Source organism: Bacillus sp. ISL-77, from assembly GCF_018613105.1.
Genome location: NZ_JAGGQY010000046.1, coordinates 1 through 17,477, shown reverse-complemented (window position 1 = coordinate 17,477; position 17,477 = coordinate 1). Strand labels below are relative to the sequence as shown.

General features: G+C 36.3%; 13 protein-coding genes and 2 pseudogenes. 4 read left to right on the top strand and 11 right to left on the bottom strand.

Features of this window, described 5'->3' with window-relative positions:
* Window positions 1-61: 61 nt before the first annotated feature.
* Window positions 62-1,054, bottom strand: a complete 993-nt coding sequence (locus J7E77_RS18680; protein WP_214716350.1) for a LacI family DNA-binding transcriptional regulator — start codon at window positions 1,052-1,054, stop codon at window positions 62-64.
* 500 nt (window positions 1,055-1,554) lie between these two features.
* Window positions 1,555-2,985: an IS4 family transposase gene (locus J7E77_RS18675; protein ID WP_214716348.1), complete on the bottom strand. Its 1,431-nt coding sequence runs from the start codon at window positions 2,983-2,985 to the stop codon at window positions 1,555-1,557.
* A 153-nt stretch (window positions 2,986-3,138) separates the two neighbouring features.
* On the opposite strand from J7E77_RS18675, the gene J7E77_RS18670 reads away from it, so the two are divergent.
* Window positions 3,139-3,345, top strand: a complete 207-nt coding sequence (locus tag J7E77_RS18670) for a hypothetical protein (protein WP_214716346.1) — start codon at window positions 3,139-3,141, stop codon at window positions 3,343-3,345.
* A 613-nt stretch (window positions 3,346-3,958) separates the two neighbouring features.
* Here J7E77_RS18670 and J7E77_RS18665 read toward each other — a convergent pair.
* The 7 genes and pseudogenes from J7E77_RS18665 to J7E77_RS18635 form a co-directional block, all read right to left on the bottom strand.
* Window positions 3,959-4,967: pseudogene (locus J7E77_RS18665) on the bottom strand (aldehyde dehydrogenase family protein); the annotation flags it as partial.
* 171 nt (window positions 4,968-5,138) lie between these two features.
* Window positions 5,139-5,969: a Cof-type HAD-IIB family hydrolase gene (locus tag J7E77_RS18660; protein ID WP_214716344.1), complete on the bottom strand. Its 831-nt coding sequence runs from the start codon at window positions 5,967-5,969 to the stop codon at window positions 5,139-5,141.
* 175 nt (window positions 5,970-6,144) lie between these two features.
* A pseudogene (locus tag J7E77_RS18655) lies at window positions 6,145-6,795 on the bottom strand (NAD(P)-dependent malic enzyme); the annotation flags it as partial.
* A 10-nt stretch (window positions 6,796-6,805) separates the two neighbouring features.
* Entirely contained in the window at window positions 6,806-7,300 is a 495-nt protein-coding gene (locus J7E77_RS18650; protein ID WP_214716342.1) for a PTS sugar transporter subunit IIA, read from the bottom strand.
* Between the two features lie 18 nt (window positions 7,301-7,318).
* Window positions 7,319-8,716 (bottom strand): class-II fumarase/aspartase family protein, encoded by a 1,398-nt coding sequence (locus tag J7E77_RS18645; RefSeq protein ID WP_214716340.1) that lies wholly within the window; start codon window positions 8,714-8,716, stop codon window positions 7,319-7,321.
* 67 nt (window positions 8,717-8,783) lie between these two features.
* Window positions 8,784-10,331, bottom strand: a complete 1,548-nt coding sequence (locus J7E77_RS18640; protein ID WP_251026641.1) for a PTS transporter subunit EIIC — start codon at window positions 10,329-10,331, stop codon at window positions 8,784-8,786.
* Between the two features lie 87 nt (window positions 10,332-10,418).
* On the bottom strand, window positions 10,419-10,580 hold the full coding sequence (locus J7E77_RS18635; RefSeq protein ID WP_214716338.1) for a hypothetical protein: 162 nt from the start codon (window positions 10,578-10,580) through the stop codon (window positions 10,419-10,421).
* A 133-nt stretch (window positions 10,581-10,713) separates the two neighbouring features.
* Between J7E77_RS18635 and J7E77_RS18630 the strand changes: the two genes are divergently transcribed.
* Window positions 10,714-12,285 carry a helix-turn-helix domain-containing protein gene (locus J7E77_RS18630; protein WP_214716336.1) on the top strand — a complete coding sequence of 524 codons (1,572 nt, stop codon included), beginning with the start codon at window positions 10,714-10,716 and terminating at the stop codon, window positions 12,283-12,285.
* A gap of 444 nt (window positions 12,286-12,729) precedes the next feature.
* On the opposite strand, the gene J7E77_RS18620 is transcribed toward J7E77_RS18630, so the two are convergent.
* Together J7E77_RS18620 and J7E77_RS18615 are read right to left on the bottom strand one after the other, a co-directional pair.
* A complete protein-coding gene (locus J7E77_RS18620) occupies window positions 12,730-13,977 on the bottom strand; it encodes an MFS transporter (RefSeq protein ID WP_214716333.1) in 1,248 nt (415 codons plus the stop codon).
* 47 nt (window positions 13,978-14,024) lie between these two features.
* Entirely contained in the window at window positions 14,025-15,206 is a 1,182-nt protein-coding gene (locus J7E77_RS18615) for a M20 metallopeptidase family protein (RefSeq protein ID WP_214716332.1), read from the bottom strand.
* Between the two features lie 167 nt (window positions 15,207-15,373).
* On the opposite strand from J7E77_RS18615, the gene J7E77_RS18610 reads away from it, so the two are divergent.
* The gene (locus tag J7E77_RS18610) at window positions 15,374-17,197 is read left to right on the top strand and encodes a helix-turn-helix domain-containing protein (RefSeq protein ID WP_214716331.1); all 1,824 of its coding nucleotides are present in this window, start codon (window positions 15,374-15,376) and stop codon (window positions 17,195-17,197) included.
* 134 nt (window positions 17,198-17,331) lie between these two features.
* Window positions 17,332-17,477, top strand: a 146-nt coding sequence (locus J7E77_RS31800) for a transposase (RefSeq protein WP_214716467.1), incomplete at its 3' end; no start/stop codon positions are given.

The window sequence follows — 17,477 nt, the reverse complement described above, 5'->3', positions numbered from 1 at the left end:
CTTACCAACACAAAAAAAGCGAAATCGATACCACATTTCACTTTTAATCATGGAACTACGCTTACGTCGATTGGCGGACAATTAAATCAATCGGCAGCTCATAAGTTTTTATCTGCATTAGGGGATTTTCTAACAACTCAATCATGACTTCAACCGACTTTTCCCCCATCTGATCCATAGGCTGACGGATAGTCGTAAGTTTCGGATCCAAAATTTCTGCAATTGGTTGGTCGTCAAAACCAACAACAGCAAGATCTTGAGGGATGGATAGACTATGCTCCTTCGCTTCAATGATGATTCCAGCAGCTACCTCATCACTTCCTGTAAATATGGCCGTTGGACGGTCAACCATCTCAAGAATTTGCTTCAAGACTTTTTTCCCATCTTCTATCGTATGTTGGTCCACAAAGATCCATCTTGGATTAATCTTTATATTTGCTTCCTGCATTGCTTTTTGGAAGCCAAGATTTCGGTCTCTCCCTCTCCCCTGTGCATCGAATAATCCACCCGTACAATAAGCGATCTTTTGATGGCCCTTTTCAACCAAGTGTTTTATTCCTAAATAAGCCCCTCTTGTTTGGTCCAGGCGGATCATCGGGGCCACTTCCTGATTGACGTAATCATTGCACAGCAAGATGGAACCATACTTAGTATATGGTTCTATAATTTCCCAATCATTTTCAATTGAGGTCATTATGATCCCATCTACCTGCTTGTTTTTTAACAGATTTAAAAAGGCCAGTTCCTTTTCTTTGTCCTCATTACTTTGGGCTATTAATACCTGATATCCCTTTTGGTAGGCTGCATTTTCGATAGAATTCACGAGATAGGAAAAGAAAGGATTCACGATTCTTGGAACAATGACCCCTATAGTTGTAGTTAGCTGGCCTCTTAGTCTCCTTGCGGTTGGGTTCGGTGTATAGCCCAGCTCTTCCATTGCCTTTAAGACCAATTCCCTCTTCTCCTCGGAAACATATGGATGATTATTTATAACCCTGGACACAGTCGTTTTCGATTGTCCCGATAACTTTGCAACATCTGAAATTGTAGCCATTTGCTAATTAAACCACCTTATCAATTACATTGTTCATTCTTAAAATAAGTTTACTTGAGCAAAGCCCCTAATGCAATCGATTCCATATATATATTGATTTTCGTTTTTTAAGTAACTACATCAAATTTATTATATTTGCATTTTCTATGTTTTTTATTGCTATTTGATATGCGCGTACAGCAAAAGAAAAGGCTTAGCAAAAACTAAACCCTTCTTTATTTCACTAACCTGCCCCGTTACTTTATGTAGAAACCTTCACAATCTCAATAGAGTAGAACCTATTGATACAAAATCAAATCACCTCTAAATTAGGCTCCGTGATGTCTCATAAGACTTGTATCAAAATCTAATCGTTGTAAATCCGCATTTTCCTGACGCTACCCCATGCCCATCAAGCTAACAAAGTAAATTACTAGTTACGAAATGATCCTTGTTTCAAAACTAGCGAGTGATGGAAAAGTAGGCATGCCAAAAAAACCTATTAAAACGCGATTTTTTCGCTAGGCAGCTTGTCTATGCTTCACCGTCGTTTCATATACAACCCCTAGAATATCAAAGACGGTCATCTTCTTATACCGATGACATTTACGACCGTTCTTTTTTAGCAGCTGAAAAAGGCGATGCAGAATTTTCAAAAGTTCTTCTGTGCCAACTGCTATCGCTTGAAACAGTAACGGAAAGTAATCTTTAATCATATAAATCGCTTTGTATTCACTCAGCTCCTGCTTTTTCTTTTCAAGCAGAAGATGTCGCATTTGAAACATCGTAGAAGAACAGAGGAGAATGCCAATGAGTTGTCCATATAAATGGCACTCTAGGCGTTCTCTTTTAATATTTTTACATTCATCAATTTCAAAGAATGACTTCCACGTTTTAAACAAAATCTCAATCTGCCAACGAAGTGAATACAATGAATGCACGTAATTCGTCAGTACTTCTTCTAGCGACGTGTTCGTGATATATACATTCATGCCCATTAAACGTTTACTTTTATCCTTCATGACAATGCCTTTCTTCTTTTCACGTATCGCTTGGTTTTTCAGGCGTGTTTGCGTTTGATCATCGGTTAAACGATGGATAATGACACGTGCTGGAAGCTTCTGATTTTGGCCAATGTATGCCTCAGGGATTTCCATCGTTTCACCAGGTGTTAGACCAGACATCATTTGTGTCATATCAAGCTGGATGTATTCTGTTTGCTTTTTTAACGTGCCATTGTTGAAGTATTCTGGCTCAGGGTTCTTGATATAAATGCGTGTATTCAGCTTCAACCGCGAGATATAGTAAGCCTCTTTATCATGAATGGCTTGTAAGTCTCCTAAATCGAAGTAACCAAGATCACGCAAACACAAATCGCCCGCCTCTACGGTTTCAAGGCAGATGGTACCGTATGTTTTATCATTATTCTTTCCTGGTCCAAGCTGCACGTTAAGAAATTGACCACTAAGTAAATCATATTCCAATTGGATTTTCACGCCTGCCGTATTACTACTTCCACCTGAACCTTGATAGTCAGTGGCGAAATGATCAGGCAGTTGAAACACTGTCGCATCTAAAATACGGATACGATTGAAAGTAGAGATCATGTGTGCAGAAAGCGATTGATTTGAACAGAGTTTTTGTGTGAGAAGAGAAGCAAAGACTTCTCGAAGAAATGCGACAGCTGCTGGATTAAAGCGTTGATTCAGTCCTTCTGAGCTCATTAGTACCCCAGTGGAAGCTTCTAACTGACTGCACAATTTTGTAAGTGATGTGCTAGCGATTTCTTGACTGAGCCATACACAAAGGGCAATGAGTTCGTTTGCTTGATACTTACTAGATCGCTGTACAAAGCCAACTTGTTTGGCGATATCTTGTAGAACTACTGGAGATAAAAAGTATTGTAGTTCTTGTGCGAAAAGATTCAGTTCATTTGAAATGATAGGATTCATCAAAAACGCCATCCTTTCTCGTAAACTTCTTACGATAAGCATAGCGTTTTTTCATTTTGAGGGTATGATTTTAACTTCGCTTGATGGGCATGTGACGCTACCCCTAATAGAAAATAATTTAAAAGTACAAACTATTTTAAAGGAGGTGAAAACATGCCAAACATGAAAAATATAACAGGTTTAAAAACAGCAGTTCAACCGACTGAAGGCGGGGAAGGTATACCATCTTTTGCAGGCTCCATTTCAGGCGGTGTTGAACGCCCAGGCGCAACCAGTGTTGAATCACCGGGAGCAACCGCTCATGTTTCAACAAACTCAAATGCCCCCAATGACCCGGTTATTGCTCCACCAGAACATTAAGACAAAACAGATGAAGCGATTGAATGATGTCCTCTAAGACTTAAAAAAACGCCATTATTTGAAGTGACCCCTGTCAAGTAGACAGTAATAAAAAAGCAATTAATGTAGCCTAAGTCCTGTATTTATATGGATTCAGGTTGTTTAGGAGAGAAAAACTAGAAGTTTTTTGATAATGATAAATTAGTTATCCTTAAAACCTTAAAAGAAGGTAAAAGAGTGTTGCATAAACAATCAGGCCTGTTCGGTTCTTTTTGTGCTAATCAATTCCATCCCAGTTTATTTAAACAGTGAAATCATAGGAGCGATCGTCTCGGAAACTGATATAACAAGCCAGATTATTTTGAATCAGGAATTGTTTAATAAATCTTCAGAAATTCACCGCCTACGCGCATGAAGGCCATTCAATCGGTGGAAACCATTCGTGAAAATGCTTTTTAAATCTTCAATAGGTTAATAACCGTTTGGTTTCAAACATTGCCAGAAAGCCCGGTTTCTTGAATTCGATGAGAAACCGGGCTTTCTTTTTGAAAACAAGAAGAATAAAAAAGACCTGCAGTACCGAGTTTAAGAAACACGGACTTACAGGGCTTTTAGAGCACATTTTAAAAACGTCTTAGCTTAAAAAGCATATATAAGCATATTTAATGGAATAAGTTTTCACTTGAGAGTAAAAGTCCAATGCAGCTTGTCCCTGTTCTCTTGTATGCGAGCTGGAAGATTTCATGCCACCAAAAGGTGCTTGATACTCTACTCCTGCAGTCTCCTGATTTACTCGCACCATAGCGACTTCGGCTTCCTCTAAAAAGCGCATGGCTTTCTCCATGTCATTTGTAAAGATAGAGGCACTCAATCCGTATTCTGATTGATTGCAAAGACGGACTGCTTCTTCGAAATTTTCCACTTCCACTACCACTGCCACAGGTCCGAAAATCTCCTCTGTAAATAGACTGTGGGAGGCCTCCACTTTTCCTAAAACTAGAGGGCGGATATAGGTATCCTTCGTTTAATTGTTCTACAATTCCTTCTGCGATGATCTCACCTTCATTACGAGCCAAAGCAACGTATTCTGAGATTGTATCGAATTGTGATTTTGAAGCAACTGGCCCTAAATAAGCGTCAGCATCCAACGCATCTTTAACGGTTAAATTATTTACTGCCGCACGTAATTGATTTATAAAATTGTTGTAAATAGCCTTTTCGACAATGATTCTGCTTGTTGCAGTCCATTTTTGCCCAGCCGAACGAAAAGCTCCGCTTATAATCATTGGAATAGCTTTTTCAAGGTCCGCGTCCTTTAGAACGATAGCTGCATTTTTTCCGCCCATTTCTGTTTGATACTTAATATTTCTTTTTGCACTAGCAGAAGCAATCTGCATTCCTGTTGAAGTAGACCCTGTGAAGCTGACTGCATCAATATCTCCCTCTTCCATAAGTGTGTTCCCTCTAACTCGGCCCCTGGCAATAACAAGATTCAGGACACCCGCAGGCAGCCCGGCTCCTTCAAATACCTTCATCAATAGGCTGGCTGTAAAAACGGCATTATCTGCTGGTTTCCATACAATAGAATTCCCACAAATAAGAGCAGGAGCGATTTTCCAAATAGGAATAGCAACCGGAAAATTATTCTAGTTTGATAATCTCTTCCCTCTGAAATGATTCCACGATAAAGTAATTCTCTTTGTAGCATTGGCTCAATTACCTCTTTCAGCGTCCCAAACTTATAGCATTTTTTTCGAAGTTAATCCGAACTAACATACTTAATAAAATATTTTAATACTTAAAAGATTAAAATATTATAGTACATACAAATTTAAAGCATGAGCCACACCATTTTCTGAATTTGACAATGTTACGGTATCACACATTTTTTTCACCTGAATATCTGCGTTGTCCATCGCAATAGATAGCCCAGCACATTCTAGCATTGGAATGTCATTAAAATTGTCTCCTATAGCCACTGTATCGACCATAGGAATATTATAATATTCGGCCATTCTTTTCAGTCCAATTCCTTTATGGCCATCCTTATGCATAATTTCTACATTGAAAGGACTGGAAGATGTTACCGCAATGTTCGAAACATGATGCAGTGATGAAATTAATTCTTTTCTTCTTTGAATATGAAACGTCAGAATAAAAAACTTGTTAACAGTTAATCTATTATTTAGTAATAAATCCTTATAATTTGTAAAATAATTAAGATTAGACTGCAGTGGTTTTTTAATAAAACGATTAAAGTCATGATTAGTTAAATCTTCAATACTTTGAATTACCCGATTTGACCAATCAATTGGAACGAATATTCCTTTATTTGTATAGAGACAATACGGCAACTTCTCATCATCTAATCTCTGTGCGATAAATTTCACATCACCTAGATCCATCGAAATACTATTCAATAGTGTATTTTCTGCTTCTACAATGGTCCCATTGCTTCCTGCAAGGGGACATGTAAGATCATATTTGTTAAGAATTTGTTTAATATCCTCCGGAGCACGTCCGGAGCAGATCATCACGAAATGTCCGCGGCTCTGTACTGTCCGAATCGCCTGGATATTTTCTTGTGAAATATGTTTTTCAGGGGACAGCAGCGTACCATCCAAATCAAGTGCGATCAGTTTCAAATTTTTCCCCACCTTCTTTTTTAATGATAAAAAATAAATTATAGTTATGGTAAAACTAGAAGGTAACTGAATTTCACAATATGAGTAAGAAAAAAACGGATGCAATGTGCAACCGTCGTAATTTTATTAATAAACTCTATATAACTAGCAAATATTTTTCTCAGTAGCCCGAAACTTAGACAAGAACAGGTTGTTTTTCCTTTGCTAAACCTAAAAGACGTTCCTTGATTTCTTCTACACTGACATATTTCTGAGTAACACCAGTTTCCATGGCAGCATTCGCAACAGCTGCTGCTTCATGCGCTGCTACCCTGCGATCAAATGGATCTGGAACCACATAATCTGCGTGAAGCTCTTCATCCGAAATTAATCCAGCAATGGTATAAACGGCAGCCAGTTTCATTTCATCGTTGATTTCTTTCGCATTAACATCTAGAGCCCCGCGGAAGATACCAGAAAATGCGAGGACGTTATTAACCTGATTTGGGAAATCAGAGCGTCCTGTCCCTACTACGAGTGCCCCGCTTCTTTAGCCTCTTTTATGGAGCAGCAGCTTAACAATGACCACGCCAGCGGCACCAGCACCGTTTACCACGACACGAATATCCTCTATGTTTTTATCTGCCAGTTTAAGAGCTTTTATTAATCCAGCAGTAGTCACAATAGCCGTACCGTGCTGGTCATCATGGAAAATAGGAATATCGCAAGCTTTTCGTAAACGCTCTTCTATTTCAAAGCATTGCGGTGCAGCGATATCTTCTAAATTGACTCCTCCAAAGGTCGGCTCTAATAATTTAACTACCTCCACAATTTTATCTGGGTCAGTTTTACAATGTCTATTTCAATTTGGTTGTAAATACTTTTGTATCTCCAGCTATTACTTGCTTTGAATCTTCCCAGTCGAACTTAAATTTGCCTTCTGCACTGTTGGTTACAACCATCGGTATAATAGTGTTACATCCACTTTTTTTTATAAAGTCTAGATCCGCTTCAACAATGGTTTGACCTCTAACCACTTTGTCTCCAGTTTTGACAAGGACATGAAAACCCTCACCCTTAAGTGAAACAGTTTCTAACCCAATATGAACAAGAATTTCTTCCCCTAATTCGGTTCTAATTCCAAAAGCATGTTTCGTATCAGCGATTAACGTAATTTCACCATCTACAGGTGCGACAACTTGACCATTTGAAGGTTTAATCGCAATACCTTCACCCATAATTTTTTGACTAAAAACGGGATCTGGAACATTTTCTAACTTAACTAGTTCTCCTGAAACCTGTGCAAAAATTTCTTCGTTTCTTACTTCTTTTTTAAATAATTTTTTAAACATGTTTATAACCTCTAATCACTATTTATTACTAGCAACCAAACAACTAGAATAATTCTTTTCCTGTATAGATTTGCTTGCATTTATTGCCTTAAGAGAAAATTCTTCCGCTAATTGTGTTGAAAGACCAATATAATTCTTAGGATCAAGCATCTCCCTGATTTGTTCCTCTGTAAAGGCATCTGCTATTATTGGATTTTCGCTCAGTACGTCAAAGTAGTTCCTTCCTTCTAAATAGGATTTCATAACTAACTGGTACACCAAAGAATGGGCTTCATCTTTCCCTAATTTCCTTGCTATTTCCATCATGACATATTCGCTATTATCAAGACCATTATTTAGCAATACATTTTTGTACATATTTTCCTTATTAATAGTCAACGTTCTCGTTAATTCCTCTCCTCTTAAAAGGATCTCTGTTGTTAAAGAAAGAGCTTCTTCTAAGGTCGCATCAAATAGCATATAAGAAGTACTATCACCTTCAAATGGTCTTGGGCATGAATAGAGGCCCATTGACACTAATGAATATAGCTTTTGAGAATTCGCAATAATTCCTTTCGATAATTTCGGATTGATCTTATGAGGCATTGTACTGCTGCCTACTGTACCCGATTGGAATTTTTCGGACACTTCACCAAACTCTTCAATTGAAGTATAGTAAACTTCTTCCGCTATTTTATGGAAGGTGCTCGCTAGTAAAGAGAGGTTCATGATATATTCCACTTTATGGGTACTTATATTTCTAGAAGGGATATCCATGGAATACATATTTAATAATTCAGCCACTCGATCCTGCACTTTTCGTCCTACTTTTCCTGATGAGTTAAAAGCTCCTACAGCCCCGCCCATCATGACATTAAATACCCTTTTTTGTACTTCCTCCATTCTTTCAACAGAGGCTAGCAGCTCACTTATCCAAACAGATACCTTATATCCATATGTTATGGGAATAGCATGTTTGCCATGGGTTCTACCAGGTAAAATGGTATCTTTATTTTCTTCAGCCAATTTAGCTAAATTTTGTAGAATTTCGCCAACTACCTCTAAGAACTTATCGTGTATTCTTTTCATTAGAAGTAGTTGAGCGGTTTGTTGAATATTTTGAGTTGTTACTCCATAGTGAATATATTTTCCACTTTCTTTATCACATGCTTTAACCAAAACTTTCAAAAAAGGAACAAATCCATGGCCTATCTTTTGCTGAATGATCTCCATTTGTTCCAAGTCCAAATTTTCTAATTTACAGGCTAACCCAATATTTTTTGCCGCACCACTCGGAATAATACCAAATGCTGCTTGAGCCTTAGCAAGAGCTGCTTCTACATCAAGCCAAGCTTGATATTTAGCTTCATTGGTTAACAGATATTTTATTCCTCTATCATTCATCGATTTACTTTTCGAATCGTATAGTGCTCTCATCATTCCACTCCTATATAGTTGCCCATTTTCATTTGATTATCTATGTTGGGTTTTGACAATCATAGGACTAAGCTGCTTCTTCTACTAACGCATTTTTAACAAATTCAACGTGTGGCCCAAATACAATATGAATATGATTCTTTTGCGGGAAAAACATCCCCGAAGCCCCTGAATCCTTTAATTTTTCTATATCAACTGCACTCTGATCTCTCAAATCGATTCTTAGTCTTGTTATACAGTTATCAATATTCTTAATATTACCTTTTCCCCCAAGTGCTTCTACAACAATTGCGGCAATTTCATTGTATTTCTTTTCTTTTAAAAGTGTATTATTTCGAACATCATCTTCTCTTCCAGGCGTTTTTAAATTAAATTTAAGAATCGCAAATCTAAATACAAAGTAAAAAATTACGAAGTTGACGATACCTAATAAAACTAGGTTAATCCAATTTGTATGTTCATAAAGTAAGCCAAATACTCCAAAATCGAATATCGTTCCTCTAATATAACTTGTTGATACATCTAAAAAATTGAGTGGGAGAGCTGTGATTCCACTAAGCAATGCATAGACAAAATATAATGGTGGTGCAATGAATAGGAATGAAAATTCCATTGGTTCAGTAACATTTCCTAAGAACGCTGTTAAAACCACTGTTATAATCGTTCCTTTAGCTATTTGCTTATTACCCTTATAGGCGGTATGATACATGGCTAAACCTATAGCAGGAATTCTAAACAATGTGCCTAGCATTTGGCCTGAACCCATATAGCTTGTAAGCGCTGGCATTAAACTCCAACTCTCATGATTTGGCCCTAATTTGAATAATATCTGGTTTACGGCATTAAGTATTCCTGTGTATACTTGACCATCAATTACATACGTTCCTCCAACTGCTGTAAATCTTAGCATTTCGTTTAGTACGTGGTGAAGACCAAAAGGAATCAGAAGTTTTTCGATGAACCAATATAATCCAACCCCAATATATTTGTTCATAAAGATAAAAGAAATACTGATCAAGAATTTAGTTAGAGCGCCCCAAATGAAAGGAATAACTAGTCCAATTGGAATCATGGCCAAAAATGTAAGGATAGGAACTGATTTTTTCCCACTGAAGAAAGCAAATGCTAATGGAAGTTCCAACTTATAAAACCTATCGGTTAACTTGGCCGCTACAAGACCAGCGATGATCCCTCCTACCGCTTCTGTTTTGAGCGTCTGAATTCCCAGAATCATTCCTTGTCCTACTTCAGGTAAATGTTCAGTAGCCAATTTACCGGTTACAGTAAGCCAAACATTCATAACGATCAATAAAGTCAAATACCCTAAGACAGATGAAAAAACGGCTATTCCTTTCTCCTTTTTAGACATTCCATATGCTACACCCATGGCGAAAAGTAAAGGGATATTATCAAAAACCACTCCCGTTATGGTTCTTAGATTTTTGATAATCGTTTGAAGTACTTCATTTCCTAAAAAAGGAAACTTATCAATCATGTAGGTTTGAGCTAATGCTCCTGATAATCCCATAATCAAACCTATAGGCGCCATCACTGCAATTGGTAGTAATAGTGACCTGCCAAAGGTCTGCATTCCATCTTTCATTTTTTGTTTCATAATTAACCTCCTCGTTTAGTGACCAGTGTTGTTTAACGATTTCCCAGGTGTATAGTCGGCTTCAGCCTTCTCTTTGGATTATCTTTATCATTTTATTTTTAATTCTTTTCCATTCTTGCTCTCCCTTCTTCCTCTCCTTGTTTTAATTTTATTTTCATTAAGCGCTTTCTTCAAGGTAACTTTACGAGTTGAAACCGGTTCAAAAAGTTGCCCCAATTTCATAACAAATTTAACCAAATAAAAATCCATCTAGAACTCCTATGTAATTTCAACCAAAAATGCTTTAATACTTGTGTTTAGATATATACATCTTTTGTATTTAATGATTTAGTCTATAATAAAAATAGATTTCCTTTTTATACTACAAAGGAGTTTTGATTATATGAGTATTAATAAGCTTGACTTAAAAATAATAAGTTTTCTTCAAGAAAAAGGTAAATTAGATCTTACAGATTCCGATCAGCTTTTTGGCAGAAGTGCAAATAGCTTAAAAAGACATATAGTTAATATTAACTTGTATCTCCCAACTGAAAAACAGATAAAAATATTAGGAACCACGGTTTTAAGTACACTAACATACAATGACTATATTAATTTCATGAATAATCTATCACTAGATGAATATTTCTCTTCACAAAGTGAACGTATTTTTACAATTATTGTTTTGTGTTTTTTAAATAAATCTTTAAATACGACTAGACTGTACGAGGAAATCGGTATTAGTTTAACTACAAAGAAAAAAGACAATAGAGCTCTTACTGAGTATCTAAAATTAAGAAATTTAGACATGGAAATTATTCCTAAGAGGGGTATCGAAATAGTTGGAGACGAAATAAACTTCCGTATTTTAACTACATCTATTTTAGCTTCTATGCTAGAAATGGATTATTTCGGTAAACTTATCAACCGAAAAGCAAACAATCCCTTACAAAAAATGATTACAATGATTTTTTCAGAAAAGACGAAAATTGAAATACGTCAGGCAACGGAATTATTGGAGGATTTCATTGAAATAAATGAAATGAGAGTGTCTTATCCATCTAAAAAGTTTTTTTATATCTACCTAATTCTAAGCCTATATAGAATAAAAAGCGGTATTTTATTAAAAGCAGATGAGAAACTCCAGCTAAAGGTACGGACATATCATTTATTAAAAATAAAAGACCATGATGAGAAAGATGAGAATTTATTCTTAGATTATCTAATCTCATCCCTAGATTATACGTCCTATACTCCACCACCTATAGATAACCAACTTAAAGAAGTAATCATAACTTTCATAGCTGAAATCCAAAAAAATATAATTACAACATTTTATAGTAGCGAGCCTGTCTTTAATGAGGTTTACAAGTACATTTACAAAAGCATCATTCGAAATAAACATGATTATCACTTCTATGACAATAAGTTAGATGATACCCATAGGGAGTTGCCTAAGCTGTTTGGCATTGTTAGTAGAGCTATACCAGTGATTGAAAGCAAAATTGATATTCAATTTACAAGACAACAGATTTCAACACTGACTTTAATATTTAGAAAATTCATTATGGAAAATAAAATTATTGGAAGAAATAGCAAAAGAATTGTCATTGTTACTAATTCTACAGTTGAGAAAACTAGTTTTTTTGTAGAGAACTTAAGACATTACGTTGATGTAACAATTGTTGAAAATATTAATATTAATGAGCTTCATCTCCTTAAAGATCTAGATTATAACTCTATAATTACTTTTTCCAATAGAATTGCTACTTTATTAGGGGAAGAAAATTACACATGTATTAAGTTGAATTTTTATCTCCATCCAGATGATATTGAAAAACTCTTAGGTCTAGGATTTTCCAGTAGTTCTAGAAGGAAAATTTTATCTGATCCCTTTCTTGACGAAATAGCAAATAAATCACCAAGTGAAATCAAAAAACTTTTACTTCAGAAATTTTCATCACATTTTTTATAGGTAGATTGTGTCACCAATCTTATATCGATATAAGATTGGAAAACATATTAAATTTCTTGTTTTCTCCATCGGTATTTGTTTAAACACCCGCAAAAAATCAGAGCCTTTCTATATAGAGAGGCTCTTTACTCACTGTTACATCTATTATTTATCCTTCCTCACAAGTAGTGAAGAGCACTCCACATGACTGGACTGCTGGATGTAGATAAAACTTTAAGAAACTGATGTAGTGGAGTTCACCTAATAAAAAAGACTGTCAGCAAACCCGATTTTTTTCGGATTTGTCGACAGTCTGAAAGGCTTTCCAAATTGGAAAGCCTCAGATTGTAGACAAAAGGCATTCGAATGAGGCCATTCAAAGACTTTAATTGTGTCACTGTCATACCATATTTCTTTGCAATTAATGACAGGGCATCGCCTTTTTTTACGAGCATGACATTAATTTTATATGATTTCCTCATTGCGAGTCACTACATGAGCATCGCCTGAAGGATTATTTGTTGAATTTAGACCAGCTGCTGCAAAAATACCTAAAACAGCACAGACAATAATATACATAAATGCAGATACATACAACCCATTAAAGACTTCAATTAAATAACCCATAACCATTGGTGCAAGAAATGCTCCAATCATCCCGCCAAGATTAATCATCCCAAATGTAGACCCTATAACATTCTTTGGGAATATTTTATGCGGAAGGCTAAAAATGGTAGCTACAAGTGGCCCATGAAAAAACATACATATAGCTTGATAAGTAATAACTAGCGAAACCGACGGCGCGTTGAATAACAAATACAGAGATACAATCATTATGATAAGGCTTACAATTGCAAGATATTTTTCTTTTCCACTTAGAAAAGACTTAATAAGTTGACCCCCAATAATAACACCGACAGCCCCAGCAAGTGCCGGTATAGACGTAAGCATACCCATAGACATCAAATCAAGACCTCTCACATCTACAAGATAGGGGGGCATCCAAGAAATAAGTCCCCATACGACCGTACTTACTCCAAACCACATTATGGCCAACTGCCAGCTTGTGCGAATCTTTAAAACATCTTTAAAAGAAGCTTTTCCAACCGTCTCTTTATCAACGATTTCGATCTGCATATTTTTCGGACTTAAATAGTACCAAAGTAACGCCGCAACCAAAACACCAAGTATACCTATAGAGATAAATAAATTTTGCCAACCTATCCACACAAGTAGTGGCGTAGCTATTAAAGGAGCAATCACTCCACCAAGTGAATTGGAAGACATCATGATTGTTTGGGCACCAGTTCGCTCTTCTTTAGGAAAGACATCAGCTATTGCTTTGGAGCTTGCTGCAGGATATCCTCCTTCTCCGAGACCGAACATAAAACGAATTATAATCATGGACATAAGGGACCAGGCCATTCCTGTTAAAACAGTAAATAGTGACCAAAACAAAATTGCCATTGCAATTACTTTTCTTGATCCAAATTTATCCGCAAGCCACCCTCCAGGCAATTGCATTAAAGCATAGCCAGCAAAAAAACTACTCAGCACTACACCCATAACAGACGGGCTAAGATTAAATTCTTTTGCAATTTCTACAATCCCAACATTCATTGCCATTCTGTCAAGATAAGATAAACACCATCCTAAAAACAACAGTGCAAGAATCATATGCCTCTTTTTATTTTTTATTTGGTTATTTTGCACAATAATGCCCTCCTACGAATATCCACTGAACAATTTTCCTAAATATATTAATTGGCGCTGTTTAAATAATCGAAAACGAGTGAAATAAACATTTTTCCAGCTATAAGAATGGACTGCTCATCCACATCAAATTTTGGGTGATGATGAGGATAGACGGCTTCAATAGCAGCATTCATTCCTCCTACATTAAAAAATGCACCCGGCTTTTCTCTTACATAATAGGAAAAATCCTCCATCGCCATCTGTAAAGGAGACTCTGAAACATATTCTTTTCCTACAATCTTTTCACCTATGCGTTTAATACGAAGTGCTTCTTCTGAATTGTTACATACAGAAGGATAGCCGTATTCATACGTTACGACACAATTGGCACCTGCTCCGCTGCACGCAGCCTCTGCTACTCTTTTAATATTCTTTTCGGCAAGCTCTCGGGCTTCCTCCGAAAAGGTACGAACTGTTCCCGATAAAATCACTTTATCAGGGATGATATTATATCTGCTTACACCATCAAACGAACATACGGTTATTACAGTAGGATCTGTCGCATTAATACGGCTCGCGGTAATCTGCTGGATATTCGTGACAATTTGGCTCCCTATAAGGACTGGGTCAACCGCAAGATGAGGTGAAGATCCATGTCCTCCTTTTCCTTCCACAACAATTTCAAATTTATCTCCAGCTGCCATCATGTAATCTTCTTTAAAAAGAATCTGTCCTACAGGTAAATTTGACAATACATGAGCGCCGTAGACTACACCTACATTCTCAAGACACCCATCTTCAATCATTGCTTTCGCACCGCCAGGAATAACCTCTTCAGCAAATTGGTGAATAAACAGCACATTGCCATGCAGGTACTCCTTAACTTTACTGAGCGCATAGGCCGTACCCAGTAGTGATGCAGTATGTATATCATGTCCGCATGCATGCATGATACCAGGGATTTTTGATTTATAGGGAACAGACTTTTCATCCTGAATTGGCAACGCATCAAAATCTGCACGGAGTGCGACAGTTTTTCCTGGTTTTGCTCCTTTTAACAAAGCCGTAACTCCTCGTCCCCCAACTTCGGTTTTTATTTCTAGTCCACACTCTCTTAAAAAGTTTGCAATAATTGACGGAGTTCTTTCTTCTTCAAATGACAATTCTGGATACATATGCAAGTCTCGTCTAATATTAACGAGATCTCGGAATATATTTTCTAATTCCTTAAATGCTGCTTTTTCCATAACAAATTATACCCTCCTTATTAACATTGAGAACGTTTTCAAAATGGTGAATATTTTTACTTTTTAGTATTTATTTAATGTTATATAATTTTAGGCATACACGTCAATGTTGGATTAAACAACATTGACAGGTAAAATATGTTGATATCAATAGTCGAGGTGAGAATATGGAGATAAAAGAAGCCTTTCTTCAACAACTAAGTTTAGAAAATCATAAGGCAAAGCATCATGTAATGAATTTAATGGAAAGCTTTCGAGTAATGAACTCGACTCTTGAATTGGATGAAGCACTGAAAAAAATCATGCATTTTGCGTTAAATATAGTTGAGACAGCAGAGGCAGGATATATACAAATGTTTGATGTGCCTTCGAATAAACTGATTATTAAGGCATATGTTGGCTTTAATCATAATATCAGCTTCTTTAAAGTGAATATCGGTGAGTCTATTACAGGGAAGGTTTTCAGAGACGGCCGTGTAAGGCTTATTACCACAAGGGAAGAAATTTATAATAGTATGGGTGACTTGAGTAAAGAAAATTTTGAATTTCTTGAAAAGGCCCACCATAATAACAAAAATATTAAGTCTATTTTATCCGTCCCTGTTTCATTTGGAATAAAACGGATCGGCGTTATGACACTTCATTGCTTTGATATAGAAGATGGTCTCAGCGATACAGACCTCCTTCTTTTACAAAGCTTTGCTTCACAGGCAGCTATTGCACTTCATAATGCCAATCTCTATACAGAAGTACAGAAAACCTTGGATGAAGTTACCCATTTATCACAAAGGCTTAAAGAAACAAATACGCTGTTAGAAAAGAGAACAGACATTCACAATCTCCTAACAGAGTTATCAGTTAAGAACAGGGGTATGAATGCTATTATTATAGAAATGAATAAACTAATGGACAGGAATTTTGTTTATGCGGATTATCTTGAAGGGAAATTCGTCCCACAACATGATAAGGATTTTGCTAAATGTCTGGATGATATTTTCTTTCTCTTTACTACTAAAACCAAACCAGCTTATGTATCAATGTGTGATACGGTTCATATTGATTGTTATATTTATCCGATTAGGTCGGGTTCCGTTTTATTAGGTTGTCTAATTGTTGAAGGAAGCTCCCCTCTATCACAACTCGATAACATTATCATTGAACAAGGAGCTCCTATTCTTTCTCTTGAAATTATGAAACTTAGATCACAGGCTGAAATCATGTATAAGAAAACCTATGAAACATATCAACAGTTTCTGAAAATAAAAAATCCTCAGCAGGCTGAGATTGCTGCAAAGGAATTAGGAATTAATAGTCATTATTTTCTTCAAACCGCTTTAATTGAATTAGATGGAAACGTCGATCTGCATTCTCTTGAAAACGATGCACTGCTTCTACTAACACATCTTAAAAAGAAAATAACATTAGAAAATAGCTTGCTTTTTAGCTACAATAACAAAATTACGTTTTTTTCTTCTGTCCAAAATGGTGGCTACGAAGAATATTTTACAGAAATTATCGAAAGTAGCATTAAATGGTGGAACGAACGGTTTACAGTAGTAGCCCGGGCAGGAATCAGCACAGGGCAATACTATCCTGGCCAAGCGGAAGAAAATCATATAAAAGCCGAGAAAGCCCTTCTATACTTGAAAAAGCAAAAGAAAAAAGGCATTCTTCATTACAGGAATATTGGAATCAGCAGCTTTTTTTTATATAATTCTCCAGAAGAAATCGATGCATTTCTGCGTGAGACGTTTTCCACATTGTGGACTGGTCAGGAGAAAAACGACGAGCTTCTGCACACACTATTCACGTATATACAGAATAACCGTTCCATGACTTCTACTGCCAAGCAACTTCATATTCATACAAATACACTCTATCTTCGCCTGAAGAAAATTGAGGATATTCTTGATATGGATTTTAACCATTATGAAGATTACCTAAAAGTACAGCTGGGGTTCTATCTTTTTAAAACCTTTTTAGTTCATTAACAGAGTCTGGGAAACATATTAGAAATTCAATAAAAAGGAAATCCAAATCAATGGAACAATACAAAAAAGGGTTAGTTAATTTTGTACTGCACCCCAAAAGTTAGAGTAAAATCTAACTTTTGGGGTGTATTTTTATGGCTAAATACAGCGAACAATTTAAATTAATGATAGTAAGAGAGTATCAAGAGGGAAAATTGGGATATGTCTTGTTGGCTAGGAAGCATGGTATACAAAGTGGAACAACAATTGAGAAATGGATAAAAGTATTTGAGAAATTTGG

Bases quoted from the DNA above. Each gene is read 5' to 3' on its own strand.
- J7E77_RS18680 (WP_214716350.1), bottom strand. From the start codon at position 1,054: ATGGCTACAATTTCAGATGTTGCAAAGTTATCGGGACAATCGAAAACG.
- J7E77_RS18675 (WP_214716348.1), bottom strand. From the start codon at position 2,985: ATGAATCCTATCATTTCAAATGAACTGAATCTTTTCGCACAAGAACTA.
- J7E77_RS18670 (WP_214716346.1), top strand. From the start codon at position 3,139: ATGCCAAACATGAAAAATATAACAGGTTTAAAAACAGCAGTTCAACCG.
- J7E77_RS18650 (WP_214716342.1), bottom strand. From the start codon at position 7,300: ATGTTTAAAAAATTATTTAAAAAAGAAGTAAGAAACGAAGAAATTTTT.
- J7E77_RS18645 (WP_214716340.1), bottom strand. From the start codon at position 8,716: ATGAGAGCACTATACGATTCGAAAAGTAAATCGATGAATGATAGAGGA.
- J7E77_RS18640 (WP_251026641.1), bottom strand. From the start codon at position 10,331: ATGAAACAAAAAATGAAAGATGGAATGCAGACCTTTGGCAGGTCACTA.
- J7E77_RS18635 (WP_214716338.1), bottom strand. From the start codon at position 10,580: ATGGATTTTTATTTGGTTAAATTTGTTATGAAATTGGGGCAACTTTTT.
- J7E77_RS18630 (WP_214716336.1), top strand. From the start codon at position 10,714: ATGAGTATTAATAAGCTTGACTTAAAAATAATAAGTTTTCTTCAAGAA.
- J7E77_RS18615 (WP_214716332.1), bottom strand. From the start codon at position 15,206: ATGGAAAAAGCAGCATTTAAGGAATTAGAAAATATATTCCGAGATCTC.
- J7E77_RS18610 (WP_214716331.1), top strand. From the start codon at position 15,374: ATGGAGATAAAAGAAGCCTTTCTTCAACAACTAAGTTTAGAAAATCAT.